This window comes from Streptomyces alboniger (assembly GCF_008704395.1).
Classification (GTDB): domain Bacteria; phylum Actinomycetota; class Actinomycetes; order Streptomycetales; family Streptomycetaceae; genus Streptomyces; species Streptomyces alboniger.
Map to the genome: position 1 here is coordinate 4,541,380 of NZ_CP023695.1, position 20,451 is coordinate 4,561,830.

Here is a 20,451-nt window from a genome sequence, read left to right on the forward strand (position 1 = left end):
AGCGGGAGGGGCACGTACCGATGCGAGTGCGGGCGACCGTGGTCCGGGAAGGAGCCGCGCCACAGGAAGCGTTGATCAACATCGACGAGGGAAGCACCGCGGCGGAAGTGGCCGCAGCGGTCGAACGGCTGAGCAACCCGCGGACGCTCACTCCCGTCTCCCCCGGGGTGGTGAACCCACTGCCCGGCCGCGCTCTGTCGTGGGAAGCGCAGAAGGCCGCCACTGGCGCCGGGCTCTGGATCGACGGGCAGTTCTGGGAACCGCGGGCCCGGATCGACGGGGCACTCCGTGACGGAGTGCGCCTGACCACCGACGACGCCATCGGCCCTTTCATGGTCAGCGGCGAGCCTCCGGGCCGGTACGAGATCACGGTCAGCGGTGGTGCGGGTGCGGGGCGCGTGGCCCGTCTGAACGCCGGAGTCAGCACCATCGGCTCCATGCCCGGCGTGACGCTCGCGGTCGATGACCCATATGTGGCGCAGCATGCCGTGCGGGTGACCGTCGACATCAAGGGGCGGGTGGAGATAGCCCCGTACGAAGGCGTCACCCTCACCCTCGACGACGAGGCGGTGACCGGGCCACGCGAGTGGCAGCCGGGCGCACTGATGAAGTGCGGAGAGTCGCTCTTCAGCCTCTCCGAAGTCGGCGCGCCGGACGCCCACTTGTCGCCGGCGGGAGAAGGCGGCCTCGCCTACAACCGCCCACCCCGGCTCACCTCGCCACGGGCCAACCCGCGCCTGCTCGTACCGGTGGAGCCGAAGAAGGACGAGGGACACAGGTTCCAGCTGCTGTCGATGCTCCTGCCGCTCTTCTTCGGTGTGGGCATGTACTTCATGATGAAGTCGGTCTACTTCCTCCTCTTCTGCCTGATGTCGCCGCTCATGATGATCGGCCAGTGGTACAGCGACCGGCGGCACGGCAAGAAGAAATACGGCGCGGCCCTCAAGGAGTACAAGAAGGCCATGGCCGACCACGAGGCCGAGCTGGAGCGGCTCGGCGAGGCCGACCAGCGTCGCCGCCGCGAGGCTTTCCCGGATCCGGGACAGCTCCTCCTGTTCGCCACCGGCCCGCGCCGCCGCCTGTGGGAGCGGCGGATCACCGACCCTGACGCGATGCACCTGCGGGTGGGCTTCGGCGACCTACGCGCTGAGATCGACCTGGCCCATGCCCGCGGCGCCATGGTGGAGGAGGGGGAAGAGCCGCAGCCTCCGGTGGTGACCAATGTCCCGCTGACGCTGCCCTTCGCGGAGCTCGGCGTCGTCGGCGTCGCCGGGGACCGGTCACGAGCCGTGTCCACCACCCGGTGGCTGGCCGCCCAGGCCGCGATCCTGCACAGCCCGCGCGATCTCTCCCTGGTGGTCCTCTCCTCGGAGCAGGACGCGGCGGAGCAGTGGAGCTGGGTCCAGTGGCTCCCGCACACCAGCCCGCAACAGGGCCAGAACTGTCTCGCCCTGGTCGGCACCGACGCCGACTCCATCTCCCGTCGCGTCACCGAACTCCTCAACGAACTCCAGCGCCGCCAGCAGGCGGCCAAGGACCTGGGCGGCTTCAACGCGCTGCGCCCCGACTCCCATGTGCTGCTCGTCCTCGACGGCGCGCGGCTGCTGCGCCGTGTACCCGGTGTCCCGCAGCTGCTTCAGGAAGGTCCGGCGGTAGGGATCTTCGCACTGTGTGTGGACGCCGACGAACGGCTGCTGCCCGAGGAGTGCCGCACCGCGGTCTGCTGGACCCCGGACTCACCGACCCATGTCCACCTGAGGGGATATGGATACGAGGCGGTCGGCCAGGTCCTCGCCGACCAGGTCTCCACCGCCTGGTGCGAACGGGTGTCCCGCGCTCTGGCCCCCGTACGTGACGTGAGCCGTGACGACGCCGACAGTGCCCTGCCCACGGCCGCCCGGCTGCTCAACCTCCTGGAGATGCCGAACCCGACCGGCGAGGACATCGCCCGGATCTGGCAGCGCGGAGGGGCGACCACGTCGGCACCGATCGGCATCGCCGCCGACGGGCCGTTCGTCCTGGACATCCGGCGCGACGGCCCGCACGCCCTGATCGCAGGAACCACCGGTGCCGGTAAGTCGGAGCTGTTGCAGACGATCATCACCTCGCTCGCGGTCGGCAACACCCCGGACGCCCTGAACTTCGTCCTCATCGACTACAAGGGTGGCTCCGCCTTCCTGGACTGTGCGCGGCTCCCCCACACCGTAGGCATGGTCAGCGACCTCGATGCCCACCTCACGGAGCGAGCGCTCGCCTCGCTCGCCGCCGAGTTGAAGCGTCGCGAGGAGATCCTCTTCGAGGCCGAGACCAAGGACATCGAGGACTACAACGACGCCCGCAGGCTGCGTCCCGAACTCGAACCCATGCCGCGACTCATGCTCGTCATCGACGAGTTCGCCTCGCTGGTCGCCGAGCTTCCGGACTTCATCGCGGGCCTCGTCGACATCGCCCGGCGAGGCCGCTCACTCGGCGTGCACCTGATGCTCGCCACACAGCGCCCGGCGGGTGTCGTCAGCGCGGACATCCGCGCCAACACCAACCTGCGCATCGCGCTGCGGGTCACCAATGGCGAGGAGTCACGCGACGTCATCGACGCCGCTGATTCCGGCAGCATCTCCAAGGCGACACCCGGCCGTTGCTATGTGCGATCCGGCGCGCAGTCCCTCGTCGGCGTCCAGACCGCCCGCATCGGTGGACGCCGCCCCGGGCTCGAAGCGGCACCGCAGGTCACAGTGAATCCACTGAACTGGACAGCCTACGGTCATCCGCCTCCCCGCGCGGCTCAGGAAGACGGCGACGACGGCACGCTGGTCACTGACCTCGCGGTGCTCGTGGACGCGATCGCCGACGGCGCGAAGCTGCTGGGCTGTGCCACACCCCGCAGCCCCTGGCTGCCGCCCATCCCCGACCAGGTGCAGCTCGGGGACCTCCCCGAGCTGCCACCGGAGCCCGCAGGCGCCGACACGGTCCGCCCGATCGCCTTCGGCCTCACCGACCTCCCGGCCGAGCAGGCGCGGGCAGCGCTCGCACTCGACCTGGCCGACGGCGAGCACCTGATGATCGCGGGCGGCCCGCGATCCGGACGCTCCACGGCCCTTCGTACGATCGCGGGAGCGGTCGCACGGAACTGCAGCCCCAGTGACGTCCACATCTACGGCATCGACTGCGGCGCCAACGCACTGCTGCCGCTCACCACCCTTCCGCACTGCGGCGCCGTCGTGACCCGCGACCAGACGGCGCGCGTCGACCGGCTCCTCGGCCGGCTGCTCGACGAAATCGGACGACGCCAGCTCCTGCTCGCCGAGAAGGGCCAGTCCAGCGCGGCCGAGCAGCGCGCGTCGGCCGCCCCGGAGGATCGACTGCCATGGATGGTGGTCGCCTTCGACGGCTGGGACGCGTTCAGGCTCGCCTTCGAGAACTACGACTACGGCCGCCTCGTCGAGTCGTCGAAACGGATTTTCCGTGAGGGCGCCGCAGTAGGTGTCAAGGTCGTTCTCGGCGTGGACCGCAGTGGCCTCATGGGCGAGATCTCCAGTTCCTTCGCCGAGCGCCTCGTGCTGCGGCTCGCAGACGCACAGGACTACTCGTACGCGGGGATCATGCCGAAGGACGTGCCCAAGGAAGTGCCGCCGGGCCGGGCGCTCAAAGGGACCGACGAGGGAGTTCAGGAGAGCCAGATCGCGCTCCTCGCCGAGAATCCGAACGGTCAGGCGCAGGTGGCAGCGCTCCAGGAGATCGCCCGGACAGCGGCCCAGACCTGGCCCCGCCCATCCGTCGAGCAGCGCCCGATCCGTGTCGATGTGCTCCCGGCTCGCATCAAGGCGTCGGAGGCCATGGCCCTCCAGCCCGACTTCACCCCGCCGTCACACCTGTGGGCGCTCATCGCGGCCGGCGGGGACGAACTGTCGCCGCTCGGCACGGACTTGGAGGAGTCCGGACCCGGTTTCGTCATCTCCGGGCCGCCGAAGTCCGGTCGCTCCAGCACGCTGATGGCGGCGACGATGTCGCTGTTGCAGCGGGGCACTGAGGTCATCCTCGTGACGCCGAGACGATCTCCCTTGCGGGAACTTGCCTCGGAAGAGGGGGTGTTGGGGTCCCTCAACGCCGAGAGTTCGAGCGACGAGTTGGAGGCGCTGACGCAGAGCGCACGCGGTCCGTATGTGATCGTGGTCGACGACGCCGAGCTGATCTACGACACCCCGCTGGACGAGGCCGTGGAGGAGGAGATCCGCCGCGGCATGGACGGCGGTCTCGGCGTGATCATGGCGGGCGCGGTGGACACTCTGTCCTCGCAGTACCGCGGCTCAGTGGTGCAGGCACGGAAGTCGCGGAACGGCCTGCTTCTGTCGCCGCAGGGATCGGCGGACGGGGAGATGTTCAACATCCGGATCACGTCGAACAGTACGACCGGTGGGCCGACGGGGCGCGGGCTTCTCGTCACGGGCGGCGAAGTGGTGCCTGCGCAGGCGGTATTGCCGGACTGACGGACGAAGGCGCAGGGGCGAAGAAAAGCGGCCGGGCCGCACAGTCGATCGACTGTGCGGCCCGGCCGCTTTTTTTGAGCTTACTTGAGAGCGCGCTCGAAACCAGACTTACTAGTCGTTGGCGTTGTCGTTCGCCTGCGCGGCGTCGTGCGTCTCCTTGCGGGCATTCTCAAGGGAAGTCAGGAAGTTCTTCAGCTGCGGCTTCAGCTTGTCCCATTCCTCCCGGAACCGGTTGGCCCGGGGCCCCTTCCAGAACTCCTCGCTGTTGCTCGTGCCCGACGAAATGGCGCGGATCAGGTCATCGAGATTGCCGTGCTGAGTCTTGAAGGTCCCGGAAAGAGTCCGGAGCCGAGTAGTGTCTGCGCCCTTAATTCCCATGGCGTGCCTCCCCGTGTATCGAAAGCCAGGCGAACAGTCCGCCCGCCGGGGCCGATGCTATCGCAACGCGTGGGCCTCGTCATCTGCCTTGAGGTTGCCGGGAGTTCCCTTGCTCGGGGCGCTCAGGGCTCCGTATTCTCGGCTGCGGTGAACCTGTGAAGATTTGCTAACGACAGCTCGTTGCAACGCTGGAGGGCTAGTGGCGGATGGCGGCAAGGGCAAGGGCAAGGGCAAGGGTGCGGACGAAGAGCCGCAGGTTGAGAACCCCTATGTGACCCGCCTAGAGACATTGAAGACCAATCTCGTAGATGAGGTCAAAGAGCTCAAAAAGTGCCTGAAGACGGCAACGCAGGATGTGGGTGGAGAGGGTAAGACAGGTAAGTCCTGGGTAGGAAAGACGGCTGACAAATGGCACGACGAAGTCCAGGGCAACCGTGGCCGGATGATCCGAGAACTTGACAAGCTCATTCCGGCGGTAGAGGCACGGATCAAGGAGTTGCCTCCCAAAGTCTCCGCATCCACAGCGAGGATGATGAACAAGGAAATGCAGTACATGTACAGGTGACGCGCGGGCGGTGGTCCCAGGAGGACTGATCCAGGGCCAAGTCGGCAGGGCTGCGGGGAGATATTCATGAGTGGCAGTGGCGGTGACGGATTCTCGGGTATTGACCCGGAGAAGCTGGCGAGGACGATCAGCTCGATCAACAGGGACCAGGACAAGCTCAGATCCAGCGTGACGTGGATCAAGGCCAGCTTCCAACAGTACGGTGTGAAGACCGAGATGCTCACCGATATCTCTGCCATCGCGGGATGGGCCGAAAAGCAGCTCCCCATGCTACGGCGCAGACACCACCTTTCCATCGCCGAGGACCAGAAGTACGGCCACGGATACAAGGGAATGGTGCAGATCAAGGAAAGTATGGTCGGCGCGACGAAGAAGTCGCGGGCAGATGGCAAGAAGCTGGGTGAGAAGTTCAAGGAGCAGATGGACAGCGGGGACGGCATCACCCCGGAGGCGTTCGCTGTCTTGCGGGCCAACAAGGCAGACGCGGATTATGTGAAGTCATTCTACGAAGAACTGGGCTCGCAACGCTTGGTGTGGCTGTCCAGCGAGATGGGCGACCGATTCAACGATCAATACAAAGACCATCCCGAACAGCGGGAAAAGGATCGGCAGGTCATCGCGGACACCCTTGGCACGTTCACAAAGGTGGCTTTCGAGGGCAAGTCACCCAAGGTGAAGCGGCAAGCCTGGAACAATTGGTTCGATGACTCCGGAGAGGGTGATCATCAAGGGTTCCGTCCGGATCGACTGTCTCCATTGCTCAAGGGAGGGTCGCACGACAAGGACTTCCTCGTGGCCCTTGGGGATCGAATCTTCAAGAAGGACAACAAGACCAACGAGACGCAGTTCTTCGACGGTGGGCTAGGTGAAGGGGAGTGGGGCAAGGACGGGTACAGTCAGCTCTTCGCTGCCATTGCGCACAACCCGGAGGCTTCCGGCGAGTTCATGGATCAGCATCATGACTTCGTACAGAGTTCTCTCTACCCGGCAGGTCCCTGGCAGGTAGATGAGCCGAAGGAGCGTGGTGAAGCATTTTTCGATCTGCTCAATGCCGGGACGGTAAAACTCAAAAAGCAGAACCCGTTTCTGGCAGAGAAAAATACGGCGCGCATTCTCTTCGACAATTATCAGCACCGGAACGGCAAGGGCACCAAGGGTCAACACCCGATCGACGGCACCCAGGCTTTCTACGCGAGCATCATCACGGCCTACTGGGAGGACCTCGAACACGGAGTCACGTCCCCGACGAGCAACTCGCTTTGGGGGAGCGATGTAAAGGCCAAGGGAGAGCAGAAGTTCGCGAACACCACTGAGTGGAATCTCAAGGACTACCTCAAGGGCCAGGACAGCGGTCGGCCTGGGCTGGAAGCCTCCGAGGGTCTGTGGCGTTCGCTCATGGAGGAAACGGCTCGCGACCCGAAGGCGGCGGGGACACTCAGCGCCCTTTTTCAGGCGTATGACGAAACCGCGCTCGATCACTCCTATGCAACAAGGGAGAGCAACGACAACGCCGGCTCCTATGAAGCCATGAAGCGCGGCATGATGCAGCAATTCTATGTGACGACTTTCAAGCAGGCGACGACCGAGCTTGAGGGCGATATCGATAAATGGGTCACGGATACCAATAACGCGAGGGCGAAAGTCATCGGAATGATGAGTGATGTGGCTGTGGGTGCGACAGGTGGAGCGGGCCTCGCCGGCGCCAAGGGAGCGGCTATCGGGGTCGCGTATGGCTTTGGCCAGAGTGTTATTACAGGTTGGGCCCAGCAAATGTATAGGGTCGACGAAAACGATGCACCGAAAGGCCTGAAAGAGGCATTCAAGGGCGTCAAAGAGAATACGGCTGATTTCTCGTGGCAGATCGACTACCAGAACAATGCAGATGCGGCCAGGGAGTACGATCGGATCAAGCCCGTAACAGTCGAGAGCAAAAGCGAGAAGGGTGAAGGGTGGGTAGTCAAGGAGTACACGGGAGACCCCAAGCGGTACGCGAAGGGTGACGGCAACTTTTTGGATGGGAAGAGTAATATCAAGGACGTCTCCGATATGACCACCGCCGAGCGTACCGCCTACAGCAAATGGTTGCAGGACCCGGCTGTCGTCGCTGCGGTTTGGCCGGAATACTCGAAGGGGCGAAACAGCCGGGACTACCCAGGCCAAGAAGGATAATTGGTGCGCAGAATTTGCTCACTCATTGGCAAGGGAACCGAGACGACTGGAGTTTGTCTGATGGTAGCTTTCGGAAATAGGGCCACTGTTGCCATCTCGATGACCGCGTTGCTGCTGACGACGGCAGCATGCGGTGAAGACGGGGGTACGGGGTCGGCGGAAGGAAACCCGTTGAGCAAAGCACAACTCTCCGACGCGGTTCTGACGACCCAGAGGGATCTCCCCGGTTACGCAATTCGCGAAGTGTCCGGTTCCGGTGCCGAAGGTTCGGCCCGGGCCATCAAGAAGGTCTGTCAGCCCATTATCGATGTGACCCAACCGGGAGCGACGGCTTACCAGAAGCGGCTGATCATGCGGAGCATAGCCAAGAAGCCCACAGGCTCCCGAAACCCTGCTGCGGTGTATCTGCTGGCACTGCTGAGCACGGAGTCGGAGGCGGCTGCCGAAGAGTTCGTGAAGGACCTGAAGAGCGCGATCAATGCCTGCGATTCTGGTTTTAGAACCACGTCTACCGGGATTCACAATAAGATTCGCAGTGTGACGGCTAATAAGGTCCGATTCGGGGAGGGCGGCGTTGATTTCTCGCTGGAATACCGGACAGGCGTGAAGATCCGCTACGTAGTGGTCCAGGACGGCGCCGCTCTGACCAACATCTCGGCTCAGGACCAGTTCGCGCACACGTACATGCCCGTACCGGAGGAGATCGTCGACGCGCAGCGGCGGAGGCTTGAAAAGGTGACGGGGTGAACTGGCCTGTGGCAGGGGGCAGTTCGCGAATAAGCCCGGACGAGCCACGAATCACTCGGGAAGCTGCACCCGGACCAATGCTGTGTCCCAATCCTCTGGACCTCTTCTGTATTCGCCGTCAGTCGTGACGGCGACGTACAAGCTGTCCTTCGATGCCGCGATGGCCTGCACGCCGGCGATGACCGGGGCCAGCGTTCCGTCGGCCACGCGGTAGACGAAACTCCCGGCTTCGGCCGATTCCAAGAGATTTTTCTGTGAATCGGATGTGACTCCCCCCCAGCGGAAGTCGCCTTCGAGCGCAGGGTATGTCTTCTCGCCCGCGTCTCCGTAATAGACCTCATCCCGGTCCGGGACGGCGGCCAGGCCTCCTGCGCCGTCCAGGACACGGCGCGGAATCTTTGCATCCAGAGCTTGGCCCACACTGGCGAAGGGTCTATCCACGTCGCCGATCTTGTCGGGTGCCTTTGACGCCACGAACGGGGTCAGGATGCCATCGCTATTGATGCGGACGATCCCGGGGCCGGTCCTCCAGTAGAGCCCGCCCTTTGCGAAGGAGAGATTTCCGGAGTTCCTGTGATCGGGAACGAAGACATCGGTCGCCTTTGTTCCGGCAGAGGGGGCGAACCCGTTCCGCACGGCCGGATCGGAGGGTGTTGCCGACTCGTTGGCCTTGGAGGGGCGGCCCGCCACACGCTCAACCGAATCGCCCTTGAGCCGGTGGACGTAAGAGCCGTACGGCGGTGTTACGGTCAGGCTGTCACCGATGTAGACGGTGCCGTCCTCGGAGACGGCGACCCCCGAGACGTCTTCGGTGCAGAATTCGCTGATCGACGTGGCGCGAGGATTGGCCTTCTTGCAGTCACGGGTGCTGAGGACTTCTGTTGCCTTGCCGTCCGGTCGGACTTTCCACAGGCCGTCGTCACCACCCGCGAGATACACCGATCCATCGGGTGCGGCAGCTGCCTGCTCCGCCTTGACCCCGTCCATTCCGGATACGGTGATTCGCTCAACGGCGCCGGAATCCCTCGTGCGCCACATAACCATTCCGTTGGCCGATTTGTCGTCTTCCTGTGTGAACAGATAGACGGTGTTATCGGGGGATGTGGCGAGCCCACTGAAGATTCCTTTGATCGCCAACTGGTCGCCCTTACCTGTGACGTCGCTGCCACCACCCAGGACGAAGTCGACGTTCAGGACCGTCTTGTCATCGGAAGTGGCGCAATAGACCGTGCCCCCGGCGACAACCGCAATCGCCACTCCCGTACCTACCATGGCCTGACGCTGCCTACGGGACCAGGAACTCAAGCCGCGCACCTGCTGCCGCCTCTCCGACTCATGGATCAGGAACAGACATCTAACGCCGCCGTACGAACGCCGGTCAACGACTGAGCGACTGGGCCGTACGCGTTCGTGTCAGGTAAGGACCGCGCCCCGCCCCACCACCCGCAGCCCCACCGCGTCCTGCTGTTTCACGTCGCTGTCCGCGGCCACATGGAGGGGGACGAACACCACCATCCAGTAGAGGCCGAAGAGCCAGCGGCCGACCAGGCGGAGGAAGGTGGGCCGGCCGCCGTCGGAGGAGCGGACGACCCTCACGCCCGTGAGGAGCTTTCCGAGGCTTGCGCGGGTCGTAAGGGTGAGCAGGACGTGGTTGAGGAAGGACAGCCCGAACGCCGCACCCAGGGCAGCGGTCCACACCGTGGGGGACTGCGGGCGGATCTCGACGACTCCGTCCACCACCTTCACTCCTGCCGCGGCACCGGCTGCGAGGCCGCAGAGGAGAGCCAGGAGGGCGTCCAGGCAGGCGGCGGTGACTCTGCGGGTTTGCGTGGGGGTGCGCTGGCGGTCGGCCACGATGCGGTCTACTTTCCGGCTCCGGACTTCTTCTTCTCTTCCTCTTCCTTCTCCACGCGCTTGAGCGCCCTGTCGATCGCGGCGCGGGCGTTGGCGACCGCGTCCTTGATCTGCTTCTTGTGGCCGGCGAACTCACGCCGGAAGCGCTCGCTCTTGGGGCCCTTCCAGGTGTCCGTGCCACAAAGGGTCTGGACGTTGTCCAGGGAGCGCTCGAGTTCATCTGCGTACTGCTTGAGTTTGCGTACATCCTCACGGCAGTCGCTCTCGCGTGACATCTTGTGGGTTTCCTCAGCCTTGAGTGATCAAATTGGTCATCATCTTGCGAAGGGTGTTCTTTCCGACCGGGCGCGCCTGGATGCCGGTGGGTGCGTTGGGCTTCTCGACGTATACCGTCCACAGGGACTGCTGCGTGGCATACGTGGTCAGCAACGGACCGGGGGTGTCGGACAACAGGACAGTCTGGCCGACCACCAGAGCATTGTTGATGGCATCGGAGAGCGCGGTGCCGACGTCGTCCGTGCTGATCTGCTCCGGAGTCAGCTCCAGGAGTCGGCCGTCCTTGTCGGCGACCTCGAAGGGGTCGACGAACAGCAGCACCATGTCCGCCGCGTCCTTGGCGGAGGCGGCCAGGGTGAACATGTGCAGGCCGCCCGAGGTGACGCGCTCCACCAGGTAGAGGTCATCGCTGTGCACGTACACCAGCATGTGCGTGGTGCCGTTGGAGGTGTGCTGTTCAACAGCCAGTGCGCGGGCAGCGGTTCGGCGCAGGGTCAGAGCGAGACTGACCTCGGGGGTGATCCGCAGGTCGGCGTTCACACCGGAGGGGGTGTCCGCGGTCTCCGGGTGCGCCTCAGCGGAGCGCAGGACCGCGTCGAGCTCCTCGATGTTGGCTATCTCCACGGCCTCGCGGGAAACGAGGGAGCGCAGAGCTGTGGCGTACGCCCACTCCCGTTCTTGGGGCGAGAGTTCAGGGAGACGGGGAGTCGGTGCCACACATTCGGTCAGCGAGTCCGGGTCGAGAACCGCGATCTCCTCGTCCGTGAGACGCAGAAGGGGCTGGGTGCCGCCTTCGGCGAGCGCCTCGGCCAGGATTCCGCGGAACTCCTGGAGTTCCATGTCCAGATCGACATTGATGCCGTCGCCGATTCCAGGAGTGTTGTTGTTGTTTTGCATGATGAGGGCGCGTCCGATGCTCGCTGGTTACTGTCTAAGATCTATCGTTACCACAAACTGTATTTTCTGATGGTGCTTGGTACCAGGTTGGTGACCGCGCTCTTGGCACCGTCGACGATTTCCTTACCCTTGTCCTTCACCTTTCCGCCCCAGTCCTTGGTGGCCTTCCAGGCGTCCTTGGCGCCGGACTTGATGTCATCACCCCACTTGTCCCAGGCCCAGCTGCCAAGGAAATAGGTACTGGCCACTCCGAGCGCGACCCACCCCACGACGGGAACCGCGGCCGCCACGGTCGCCGAGGCACCCAGCGCCGTGGCCGCGCCCGCGCCTCCGAGGATGGCCGCTGCGCCGCCGGCCTCCAGGAGGCCCATGCCGCGGTCGGCAACGCCGTAGGCTCCCTTGTGGTCCGGGAGGAACATCTGCTTGACACCGTGGATGACACTCAGCGGCAGGAGGACACGGTTCGCGAGCTTGCTCGCACCCGGTGCGTTCTTGAAGAGTTTCTCCGCGAAGGGGATCTTCAGGCGCATGGCAGTCTTGCGCACCGCCTGCTGCCACTTCCAGGGCTCCTTGTACCAGTTGCGGATCTTCTGATCCTTGAGGAGCTCCTTGAGGAGTTCACCACGCTTCGCCTTGATGCGCTCGGCCGAGGAGCCGAAGTATTTGTTCAACTCCCAAACGGCCCGCGCGCCCGCTACGTTCTGCCCCTGCTGCCAACGTGAGTAGAGGTGCATCGAGGCTTCGATGGCCGTGGGAATCTTGAGGATCTTCAGGGGGGTCTTGATGTCCTTGAGGGTGCCCTCTTGAAACTCTTTCCAGGTTTCAAGGGCGCCCGCGAGACTGGCGAAGGTGAGAACGGCTTCCGGGTCGTCCTTGGCGATTCCGAGGCGGCGCCGGATGTCCTTCGCCTCGTCCGTCGCCCAGGATGCCTTCTTGGGAAAGTCGGAGACTCCTTCGGCTTTGGCGTTCCATTTCTCCAGGATTCCGCTTATCAAGCCGCCCTGGATGGTGAGGGTTCCGCCCATGACGTCGACGGCAGCCGCCAATTTGGGTGCCTGAACGTCGTCCATTCCCTTGAAGCCCACGGGCCTGCTCCTTGGTGGTTCTTGAGCTCGTCGGGGCGAGGATGTCCCCAAGGGCTCGACGTTATCCGGCCAGTTATTGGTTCCGCCAGGCGGAATAGTTGGGCAAAGTCGCACAACTGGGGCACTTGTGCTGGGGGGATGAGGTGAAGAACACGAGCCGGGTGGCTGGTGTGCGCGTCGGAGTATTCGTCTCGGCGGGCTCAGGTGAGCGAGACGGGCTTCGCGTTGGTGGTGGGCGTGGGTGTCCGGGGCGTGCGCCGCGGCGTAGTTCAGGCGCTGCCCGGAAGTCCCGGAACTCGGCGGCTTTCCACTCCGGGGCGTACCCGCGGGCGAGCGGGGTCCAGTTGGGGTCGACGGATGTCACCGGGCCCTTGGTCGCTTCCGCGGTGCCTCGGCCGGGCCCCAGCCCGGCCATGGCCGGGCTGCTCGCCGACCTGATGACCGAGCGGCCCGGAACGCGGTGGAACTCCTGCGTCCCGGGCCGCACACCCGGATCAGGCGACGTGCGCGAAGGTCACCGCCGGTTCAGCACCCGCTTCACCTTCCTGCCCGCCCCCGACTCATCCAGCGTCTTCCACAGCTTCGACGAGCTGAGCGACGTGTAGACGCCGGGGGCACCCTGCGCCCCGCAGCCGTCGCCGTACGAGACGACGCCGATCAGGATGGGGGCCTCGCGGCCGGGGACCTTGCGGAAGATGGGGCCGCCGCTGTCGCCCTGGCAGGAGTCCTTCGTCTCCACGCCGGCGCAGAAGTTGACCTTCGCGTCGTACTCCTCGTAGCTCGTCCGGCACTCGGCATGGGAGAGGACCGGGACCTTCACCTCGCGCAGCCGGTCAGGGGTGTGGGTCAGCTCCGTGTCCGTGTTGCCCCAGCCCGCGACCGTCGCCTTCTGGCCCGGGCGGATCAGCGCGTCGGTGCCCTGCGTGGGGAGCGCCACCTGGGAGATGCCGCGGACCGGCTTCTCCAGCTGGAGGAAGGCCACGTCGTAGGCCTCCTTGCCCTTGAGGTAGCGCGGGTGCACGACCACACCGCCCTTGGCGATGTTCCGTATCTGCCCCTGCCGGGACGACAGCACCGTGCGGCCCACCGCGACCTGGAGCGTCTTCGGCCTGACGGGCTTGCCCGCCTCGTCGACCAGGCAGTGCGCGGCCGTCACGACGACGTCGGGTCCGATCAGGCTCGCCCCGCAGAACTGCCGGTCGAGCGCGCTGCCCGGGCCCTTCTCCAGGACGGCCGTCATGAACGGGTAGGCGTCGTTGGGGACGTCGGTGCCGCCGACGATCGCGTGGGCCGCGGGAGCGGATGTGGCGACCATCGCGAGGGCGGCGGCGGTGGCGGCGAGACCGGTGGCGAGCCCGGCCTTGCGGGTGGGGGTGCTCAGCGGGGACTTAGAGGACTGAGAGGACTGAGAAGAGTGAGAAGGCTGGGGGGATTGGGGGGACTTACGCGTCATGGGGGGTTGCGTCTCTTTCATGCTCTTTCGTGCCGCTGCGTGCAGCACGGGTTAACAGGTCTGCACAGGACGGGCATTGGTCGGCCCATCAGCCTCTTCGCGCCCTCCGTGCGCAGTGTGAGAGGGCAAAGCGCTATGGAGGGTTGCCCTCTCGGAGGCATTCGCGTACGCACACAAATGCCGCGCCCGCGGCCCCCGAACGGCATGGGAACCGACGCGTGCGGATTGCGCGTGGATAACGATGGGGCACGTGGGCTTCGCGAGATCTGACGCGCCTTGAGGGGCTTATATGCTGCTGATACGGTGCGATCACTTGACACTGAGCCTGGGGCTGAATAGCCCGCCCGAGGCGGGGCGTAGAGAGTCGCGAGTGTCACTAATGACGGAAATTGACCGAATCTTCTTGGGTGTGCGGGGAGCAGTTGCGTGAAGATCCAGGAGCGTATGAGGGCGGGCAACAACCGTTCCACCGCGCCGGCTCAGCCGACGGTCGGTGAGCGCCTTCCCGCGCCGCCTCGCGAGCGCAAACCGGCACTGGCCGCACTGGCCGTACTCCTGATCCTGCTCGGCGCGCTCGGCGCCACCGTGCTCGTGCTGCGCGCGGGCGACCGCATCGAGGTCGTCAAGGTGACGAAGGAGATCCCGGCGGGCGAGTCGCCCGCCGAGGGCACGAACATCCAGCCGATGATGGTCGCCGAGGACTCCTCGATCCACTACGTCAAGTGGGAGCAGCGCGAGGCCCTTTCCCGGCTGAAGGCCAAGAGCACCGTACCGGCGGGTGCCGTCGCCGTCGGTGAGATGTTCGGCGCCAAGGAGAGCCTGCCCGCAGGCAAGGCCTCCGTCGGTCTCTCCCTCAAGGAGGGCCAGTACCCCGCCGACCTGAAGCCCGGCGACACCGTCGCCGCCTACCCCGTGGTGTCCGGCACCGCGACCGGCAAGGGCTCCTCCGGAAGCGGCAGCTCCGGCAGCGGGTCGCCCCTGGTCGCCGCCGCCAAGGTGAGCACCGTCACCACCAAGAGCGACGCCACCGTGAGCACCGGCAACCAGACCGTCACCCTCCTCGTCCCGCAGGACGAGGTCGCGGCTCTCGCGAGTGCCGCGTCCGAGAGCAAGGTCGTCGTCGTCCGCGTCACCGGCGACAGCAACTAGAGGCGAGTAGAAGAGACATGGCGCTCATCGCTCTCGCCGCCGACAAAGGGTCGCCCGGCGTCACCACCGCTGCCGTCGCGCTGGCCGCCGTCTGGCCGCGCCGCGTACTGGTCGCGGAGACCGACCCCGCGGGGGGCGACCTCGTCTACCGCAGCGCCGCCGCGCACGGCGGACCGCTCAACCCCAACACCGGCATGCTCTCCATCGCCGCCACGGCCCGCCGCGGCCTCGTGCCCGACCAACTCTGGGACCACACCCAGCCGTTGAGCGGGGGGCTCGAAGTCCTCGTCGGTCTCGGCATCGCCGAGCAGGCCGCCGGTCTCGCCGGGCTCTGGCCGACCCTCGGGCGCGCCTTCTCGCAGCTCGCCGACTCGCCGCACGCGCCCGCCGACGTCATCGCGGACTGCGGACGCGTCAGCGGCGACACCCCGGCCATCGACCTGTTCCCACAGGCCGCCCTCGTCCTGCTCGTCTCGCGCACGGAGCCCGAGTCGCTCGCCCGCGTACGCGACCGTGCCGCGGCCCTCGCCGCCAAACTGCACGGCGGGGCACGGGGCGCCGCCTCGCTGGCGACCCCGCTCATCGGCGTACTCCTGATCGCGGACCCGTCGACATCGGCCAAGCTCGTCCACCAGGTCAACGACATGCTGATGGCCGCGCAGACCGGCGCCCGCGTCGTGGGCACCCTCGCCGACGACCCGTCCGGCGCCGACCAGTTGGCCGGACGCAAGCGCGGGCGGCTCGACAAGTCGCTGCTCATCCGCTCCGCCCGCAAGGTGACCGTCGACCTGTACCAGCAGTACGGCGCCGCCTGGGCCGGCCCCGTCGCCCAGCAGCCCGGAGCGGGCCGATGAGCACGCCCGTCGATCACCAGCTGGTGAAGCGGTTCCGGCAGGACGCCGGCGACCGCATCGCCGAGCAGCGCCGCGTCGACCAGGTCTCCGGCGTCACCCCGATGTCGGGCGAGGACGAGCGGCACTACGCCCGCGCCGTCATCGCGCAGATCCTGGAGGAGTACGCGCGCGCGGAGATCAACGCCGGGCGCACCCCCCTCGACGCGGAGACCGAGGAGCAGTACGCGGCCGCCGTGCACGCCGCCCTCTTCGGCGTCGGACGGCTCCAGCCGCTGCTCGACGACCCCGAGGTCGAGAACATCGACATCAACGGCTGCGACCAGGTCTTCGTCGGATACGCCGACGGCCGCGAGGCCAAGGCCGACCCGGTCGCCGAGACCGACGAGGAACTCGTCGAGCTGATCCAGATCCTCGGCGCCTACTCCGGTCTGTCCTCCCGCCCCTTCGACTCCGCGAACCCCCAGCTCGACCTGCGGCTGCCCGACGGCTCGCGTCTGTCAGCGGTCATGGACGTCACGCGCCGCCCCGCCCTGTCCATCCGCCGCGCCCGCATGGGCAAGGTCTTCATGTCGGACCTCGTCGGCAACGGCACGCTCACCCCGGAGATCGGCCACTTCCTGGCCTGCGCGGTCCGGGCCCGCAAGAACATCATGATCGCGGGCGCGACCAACGCCGGTAAGACCACGCTCCTGCGCGCCCTCGCCAACGAGATCCCGCCGCACGAGCGCCTGGTGACCGTCGAGCGTGCCCTGGAGCTCGGCCTCGACCAGTTCGCCGACCTGCACCCGAACGTCGTGGCGTTCGAGGAGCGGCTGCCCAACTCCGAGGGGCAGGGCGAGATCTCGATGGCGGAGCTGGTACGCCGTTCGCTGCGTATGAACCCCTCCCGCGTCATCGTCGGTGAGGTCCTCGGCGACGAGATCGTGACGATGCTCAACGCGATGTCGCAGGGCAACGACGGCTCGCTCTCCACAATCCACGCCAACAGCTCCAGCGAGGTCTTCAACCGTATTTCCACCTACGCCCTCCAGGCCTCCGAACGCCTCCCCATCGAGGCGAGCCAGATGCTGGTGGCGGGCGCGGTCAACTTCGTCGTCTTCATCCAGCGGCGCAACAACTACCAGTCCGGAGGCAAGCTCCAGCGCATGGTGACCTCGATCCGCGAGGTCAACGGCGTCGACGGCCGCGTCCTGTCCAGCGAGGTCTTCGCGGAGGCCCCCGACGGGCGGGTCGTCGCGCACGCGCCGATCGCCTGCATGGACGACCTGGCCGCGTTCGGCTACCGCCCCGCCGGGCAATGGGGGTGAGCACGACATGAACGGACCTGGCTCCATGGGCGGCCTCTTCTCGCTGCCCGTCCTGTACGCACTGGTCTGCGGCGTCGCCGCGGGCGGCGGAATCGCGCTCCTCGCGATCGCGATCCGCGGCCTGCCCGCCAAGCCCGACCACGAGAAGCACAAGGCGAGCGAGCGCGCGAGTGAACTGCTCCGCTTCGCGGGCCGCCGCGGCTCCCTCGCCGCCGGTGTCGGCCTGGTCGTCCTCCTCCTCACCCGCTGGGCGGTGGCGGGCATCGCGGCCGGCATCCTCGTCTTCTTCTGGGACAAGCTCTTCGGCGGCGCCGCCGAGGAGCGCGCCCAGATGAAGCGCGTCGAGGCGCTGGCCGCCTGGACGGAATCGCTGCGCGACACCATCGCGGGCGCGGTCGGCCTGGAACAGGCCATCCCCGCGTCGGCCCGCGCGGCGGCCCCGGTGCTCCGCCCCCACCTGGACGCCCTGGTGGACCGGCTGCGCGCCCGCACCCCGCTGCCCGAGGCCCTCCAGATCCTGGCCGACGAGATCGACGACGCCTCGGCGGACATCATCGTCGCGGCGCTCATCCTCAACGCCAAGCTGCGCGGCCCCGGCCTGCGCCAAGTGCTCGGCGCGCTCGCCAAGTCGGCGCGCGAAGAGGTCGACATGCGCCAGCGCGTCATGGCGCAGCGCGCCTCGACGCGCCGCTCGGTGCAGATCGTCGTGGCCGTCTCCGTCGCCTTCGTCCTCGGCCTTTCCATCTTCAACCGCGAGTTCGTCGAGCCCTACGGCACGCCCGTCGGCCAGCTCGTGCTCGCCCTGGTCTGCGCCCTGTTCGCGCTGGGCTTCTGGTGGCTGCGGAAGCTGTCGACCGTGGAGACGCCGGACCGCTTCCTGGTCAAGGACGAGCCGGGCGTGCAGTTCGTACGCCCCCGGGGCCCGGCCACCGCTCCCGACCGGTCCCAGCAGCAGTCCCAGCAGGGCCTGCCGGGCTACGCCAACTCTCCCGAGGGGGTACGTCGATGAGCCTGACGCTGCCGATAGTGGTCGGCGCGGTGCTCGGCCTCGGCATCTTCGCCCTCGTACGCGCCCTGATGCCGTCCAGGCAGAGCGCGGTCGCCCAGGTGGCCCGCATCGACGCGATGCGGGCGCGCGGCGCGGCGTACGAGTCGCACCGGGCCACGTCGGACGTGGAGAAGCCGGGCCGCATCGGTTCGGTGCGGACCCGCATCGGCATGCGCGTGGCGGACTTCTACCTCCAGCAGGGGTGGGAGCAGCGGTCGCTGCGGGCCGACCTCGCGGTCCTCGACCGCAGCTGGGAGAAGTTCCTGGCGACGAAGATGCTGCTGGCCGCGGCCGGTGTCTTCTTCGGCCCGTTCCTCTTCGTCATCATCTGGCAGCTCGGCTTCGGCCGCAGCCCGATCATCCCGGTCTGGCTCGCGCTGATGTTCGGCGCGATCTTCTTCTTCCTGCCCGACCTGGAAGTACGCAGGGACGCGGCGGACAAGCGGCGCGATCTGCGCCGCGTCATCGGGGCCTATCTGGACCTGGTGTCGATGAGCCTCGCGGGCGGCCGCGGCCTCCCCGAGGCGCTCATGGCGGCGGCGGAAGTCTCCGACGGATGGGCGACGCGACGTATCCGAAGCGCGCTGGCCGACGCCCGCATCACCGGCGTCAGCCAGTGGCAGGCCCTCGGCACGCTCGGCGAGGAACTGGGCGTCGAGGAGCTGAAGGACCTGTCGGCGTCCCTGGCGCTGGTGGCGGACGACGGCGCGAAGGTACGCGAGTCGCTCGCCTCCCGCGCGGAGACGATGCGGCATCGCGAGCTGGCCGAGATCGAGGGCAGCGCGGGCGAGAAGTCCCAGTCGATGCTGGTGGCCCAGCTGTTGCTCTGTGCGGGATTCCTGGTCTTCCTCATCTTCCCGGCGGCGATGCGCGTGTTCCAGGTGTAGCCGCCCTTCGACGACGGTGCCGGCGACAACGGGGCCCGGTACCTCCTCCCCCCACCACTCTGAGAGGACACACACCATGAACGGACCGAACGGATTCAACGGGCGGGACTTCAGCACCGGCAACCCCGGCCTGGACTTCGTCATCACCTTCCTGCAGGGCCGCGTGCAGCGGGTCAGGTCGGGCGAGCTGGACCGAGGCGCGTCCGCCGTCGAGTGGGTCATCATCTCGGCGGTCGTCGTGGCGATCGTGGGTGCCGTGGCGGCGATCATCAACGCGGCCCTGGACAAGGGCGCGACCAAGGTCGGCGAGTGCATCGAGGGCGCGGACGCGGGCAGCACCTGCTGATCCGGCGGTGAACGGGGACGTACGGGGACGGACAAGGACGGGGACAGGGAGCGGACACACGTGCGCGAGCGTGCAAGACGATGGGTACGTCGCAGGGTGGAGGCCGCCTCCACCCGCGGCGAGTCCGGCATGACCGCGATCGAGTTCGTGCTGCTCACTCCCGTACTGTTCTTCATGATCTTCGCGACGGTGCAGTTCGCGCTGTACTTCTTCGCGGACCATGTGGCGCAGGCGGCGGCCCAGGCGGGTGCGCGGAAGGCCCGCGCGACGGCGGACGAGAACGCGGGCGGCTGGCGCGGCGAGGCACGTGACGTGGCCGACGCCTACATCCGCCAGCTCGGCCCGCAGTTGGTGATCGACCCGAAGGTGCAGACCATCCAGCCGGAGGCGAGCACGGTCGGCGTGGAGATCACGGCGAAGGTGCCGAGGGTCTTCCCCGGGCTCGACTTCACCGTGCACGCGCAGTCGTCCGGGCCGGTGGAGCGGTTCGTGGAGGACGACGGCTGATGTGTGACGCAACCCGGACTCCCCGGCCCTGGCCTCACCGCCGCGACGACCGAGGGCTCTCCACCATCGAGGTCGTGATCCTCGCCCCCGTGATGATCCTCTTCATCCTCGTCCTGGTGGCCTTCGGGCAGCTCGTCGACGGCCGAGGGGCCATCGACGGCGCGGCGCGGGACGCGGCACGCGCGGGCTCCATCCAGAAGGAACACGGCACGGCACTGGCGGAGGCGCGCAAGGCCGCGCGGGCGGACCTCGCGGACGTCTGCTCGGGACCGGTCAGCGTCGTGCAGAAGAGCGCCGGGTTCGACGAGGACGTCGACCCCTTCTTCACGGTCGAAGTCAGCTGCCAGGTGCGGGGCCTGGCCATGCTCGGCCTCGATGTGCCGACCACCCTGAAGGCCAGCTTCAGCTCCCCGCTCGACCCCTACCGGAGGTCGGCGTGACGACG

Annotated in this window: 19 protein-coding genes; 12 read left to right on the plus strand and 7 right to left on the minus strand. The window is 66.8% G+C overall.

Features of this window, described 5'->3' with window-relative positions; translation table 11 throughout:
- The first annotated feature begins 20 nt into the window (after window positions 1-20).
- A complete protein-coding gene (locus CP975_RS20310; protein ID WP_055529958.1) occupies window positions 21-4,484 on the plus strand; it encodes a type VII secretion EssC family protein in 4,464 nt (1,487 codons plus the stop codon).
- A gap of 111 nt (window positions 4,485-4,595) precedes the next feature.
- Here CP975_RS20310 and CP975_RS20315 read toward each other — a convergent pair whose 3' ends face one another.
- Window positions 4,596-4,862, minus strand: coding sequence for a WXG100 family type VII secretion target (locus CP975_RS20315; protein WP_055529957.1), 267 nt, complete (start codon window positions 4,860-4,862; stop codon window positions 4,596-4,598).
- 199 nt (window positions 4,863-5,061) lie between these two features.
- Between CP975_RS20315 and CP975_RS20320 the strand changes: the two genes are divergently transcribed.
- From CP975_RS20320 to CP975_RS20330, 3 genes are all read left to right on the plus strand, one after another.
- Window positions 5,062-5,427: a hypothetical protein gene (locus CP975_RS20320; RefSeq protein WP_246201574.1), complete on the plus strand. Its 366-nt coding sequence runs from the start codon at window positions 5,062-5,064 to the stop codon at window positions 5,425-5,427.
- A 66-nt stretch (window positions 5,428-5,493) separates the two neighbouring features.
- Window positions 5,494-7,596: a hypothetical protein gene (locus tag CP975_RS20325; RefSeq protein ID WP_055529956.1), complete on the plus strand. Its 2,103-nt coding sequence runs from the start codon at window positions 5,494-5,496 to the stop codon at window positions 7,594-7,596.
- Window positions 7,597-7,695: 99 nt separating this feature from the next.
- Complete coding sequence (locus CP975_RS20330) at window positions 7,696-8,343, plus strand: hypothetical protein (protein ID WP_150477203.1); 648 nt, start codon at window positions 7,696-7,698, stop codon at window positions 8,341-8,343.
- Between the two features lie 51 nt (window positions 8,344-8,394).
- Here the strand turns inward: CP975_RS20330 and CP975_RS20335 are convergent, their stop codons facing one another.
- The 6 genes from CP975_RS20335 to CP975_RS20360 all read right to left on the minus strand — a co-directional run bounded on the left by CP975_RS20335 (window position 8,395) and on the right by CP975_RS20360 (window position 13,908).
- Entirely contained in the window at window positions 8,395-9,600 is a 1,206-nt protein-coding gene (locus CP975_RS20335) for a TolB-like translocation protein (protein WP_055529954.1), read from the minus strand.
- Window positions 9,601-9,756: 156 nt separating this feature from the next.
- Window positions 9,757-10,197, minus strand: a complete 441-nt coding sequence (locus CP975_RS20340; RefSeq protein WP_055529953.1) for an RDD family protein — start codon at window positions 10,195-10,197, stop codon at window positions 9,757-9,759.
- 8 nt (window positions 10,198-10,205) lie between these two features.
- Window positions 10,206-10,472 (minus strand): hypothetical protein, encoded by a 267-nt coding sequence (locus CP975_RS20345; RefSeq protein ID WP_030792443.1) that lies wholly within the window; start codon window positions 10,470-10,472, stop codon window positions 10,206-10,208.
- Between the two features lie 13 nt (window positions 10,473-10,485).
- A complete protein-coding gene (locus CP975_RS20350; protein WP_055529951.1) occupies window positions 10,486-11,370 on the minus strand; it encodes a hypothetical protein in 885 nt (294 codons plus the stop codon).
- Between the two features lie 47 nt (window positions 11,371-11,417).
- Window positions 11,418-12,455 carry a hypothetical protein gene (locus tag CP975_RS20355; RefSeq protein ID WP_055529949.1) on the minus strand — a complete coding sequence of 346 codons (1,038 nt, stop codon included), beginning with the start codon at window positions 12,453-12,455 and terminating at the stop codon, window positions 11,418-11,420.
- A 514-nt stretch (window positions 12,456-12,969) separates the two neighbouring features.
- A complete protein-coding gene (locus CP975_RS20360) occupies window positions 12,970-13,908 on the minus strand; it encodes a S1 family peptidase (protein WP_150477204.1) in 939 nt (312 codons plus the stop codon).
- A gap of 426 nt (window positions 13,909-14,334) precedes the next feature.
- Between CP975_RS20360 and CP975_RS20365 the strand changes: the two genes are divergently transcribed.
- From CP975_RS20365 to CP975_RS20400, 8 genes are all read left to right on the plus strand, one after another.
- Window positions 14,335-15,057 carry a hypothetical protein gene (locus CP975_RS20365; protein WP_055529948.1) on the plus strand — a complete coding sequence of 241 codons (723 nt, stop codon included), beginning with the start codon at window positions 14,335-14,337 and terminating at the stop codon, window positions 15,055-15,057.
- 17 nt (window positions 15,058-15,074) lie between these two features.
- Complete coding sequence (locus CP975_RS20370; RefSeq protein ID WP_055529945.1) at window positions 15,075-15,911, plus strand: hypothetical protein; 837 nt, start codon at window positions 15,075-15,077, stop codon at window positions 15,909-15,911.
- The gene (locus CP975_RS20375; protein ID WP_055529943.1) at window positions 15,908-17,218 is read left to right on the plus strand and encodes a TadA family conjugal transfer-associated ATPase; all 1,311 of its coding nucleotides are present in this window, start codon (window positions 15,908-15,910) and stop codon (window positions 17,216-17,218) included. Before CP975_RS20370 ends, CP975_RS20375 begins: the two co-directional genes overlap by 4 nt.
- Window positions 17,219-17,225: 7 nt before the next feature.
- Window positions 17,226-18,227 carry a type II secretion system F family protein gene (locus CP975_RS20380; RefSeq protein WP_055529941.1) on the plus strand — a complete coding sequence of 334 codons (1,002 nt, stop codon included), beginning with the start codon at window positions 17,226-17,228 and terminating at the stop codon, window positions 18,225-18,227.
- Window positions 18,224-19,153: a type II secretion system F family protein gene (locus tag CP975_RS20385; RefSeq protein ID WP_055529939.1), complete on the plus strand. Its 930-nt coding sequence runs from the start codon at window positions 18,224-18,226 to the stop codon at window positions 19,151-19,153. The genes CP975_RS20380 and CP975_RS20385 overlap by 4 nt, the downstream gene beginning before the upstream one ends.
- A 76-nt stretch (window positions 19,154-19,229) precedes the next feature.
- Window positions 19,230-19,499, plus strand: coding sequence for a hypothetical protein (locus tag CP975_RS20390; protein ID WP_055529937.1), 270 nt, complete (start codon window positions 19,230-19,232; stop codon window positions 19,497-19,499).
- 129 nt (window positions 19,500-19,628) lie between these two features.
- Window positions 19,629-20,006: a TadE family protein gene (locus tag CP975_RS20395; RefSeq protein WP_055529966.1), complete on the plus strand. Its 378-nt coding sequence runs from the start codon at window positions 19,629-19,631 to the stop codon at window positions 20,004-20,006.
- A complete protein-coding gene (locus CP975_RS20400; RefSeq protein WP_055529935.1) occupies window positions 20,006-20,446 on the plus strand; it encodes a TadE/TadG family type IV pilus assembly protein in 441 nt (146 codons plus the stop codon). The genes CP975_RS20395 and CP975_RS20400 overlap by 1 nt, the downstream gene beginning before the upstream one ends.
- The last annotated feature ends 5 nt before the right edge of the window (window positions 20,447-20,451 follow it).

Excerpts from the sequence above, each read along its gene's own strand:
- CP975_RS20400 (WP_055529935.1), top strand. The coding sequence starts at position 20,006 with ATGTGTGACGCAACCCGGACTCCCCGGCCCTGGCCTCACCGCCGCGAC.
- CP975_RS20360 (WP_150477204.1), bottom strand. The coding sequence starts at position 13,908 with ATGACGCGTAAGTCCCCCCAATCCCCCCAGCCTTCTCACTCTTCTCAG.
- CP975_RS20375 (WP_055529943.1), top strand. The coding sequence starts at position 15,908 with ATGAGCACGCCCGTCGATCACCAGCTGGTGAAGCGGTTCCGGCAGGAC.
- CP975_RS20345 (WP_030792443.1), bottom strand. The coding sequence starts at position 10,472 with ATGTCACGCGAGAGCGACTGCCGTGAGGATGTACGCAAACTCAAGCAG.
- CP975_RS20325 (WP_055529956.1), top strand. The coding sequence starts at position 5,494 with ATGAGTGGCAGTGGCGGTGACGGATTCTCGGGTATTGACCCGGAGAAG.
- CP975_RS20390 (WP_055529937.1), top strand. The coding sequence starts at position 19,230 with ATGAACGGACCGAACGGATTCAACGGGCGGGACTTCAGCACCGGCAAC.
- CP975_RS20310 (WP_055529958.1), top strand. The coding sequence starts at position 21 with ATGCGAGTGCGGGCGACCGTGGTCCGGGAAGGAGCCGCGCCACAGGAA.
- CP975_RS20385 (WP_055529939.1), top strand. The coding sequence starts at position 18,224 with ATGAGCCTGACGCTGCCGATAGTGGTCGGCGCGGTGCTCGGCCTCGGC.
- CP975_RS20395 (WP_055529966.1), top strand. The coding sequence starts at position 19,629 with ATGACCGCGATCGAGTTCGTGCTGCTCACTCCCGTACTGTTCTTCATG.
- CP975_RS20330 (WP_150477203.1), top strand. The coding sequence starts at position 7,696 with ATGACCGCGTTGCTGCTGACGACGGCAGCATGCGGTGAAGACGGGGGT.
- CP975_RS20315 (WP_055529957.1), bottom strand. The coding sequence starts at position 4,862 with ATGGGAATTAAGGGCGCAGACACTACTCGGCTCCGGACTCTTTCCGGG.
- CP975_RS20350 (WP_055529951.1), bottom strand. The coding sequence starts at position 11,370 with ATGCAAAACAACAACAACACTCCTGGAATCGGCGACGGCATCAATGTC.
- CP975_RS20370 (WP_055529945.1), top strand. The coding sequence starts at position 15,075 with ATGGCGCTCATCGCTCTCGCCGCCGACAAAGGGTCGCCCGGCGTCACC.
- CP975_RS20380 (WP_055529941.1), top strand. The coding sequence starts at position 17,226 with ATGAACGGACCTGGCTCCATGGGCGGCCTCTTCTCGCTGCCCGTCCTG.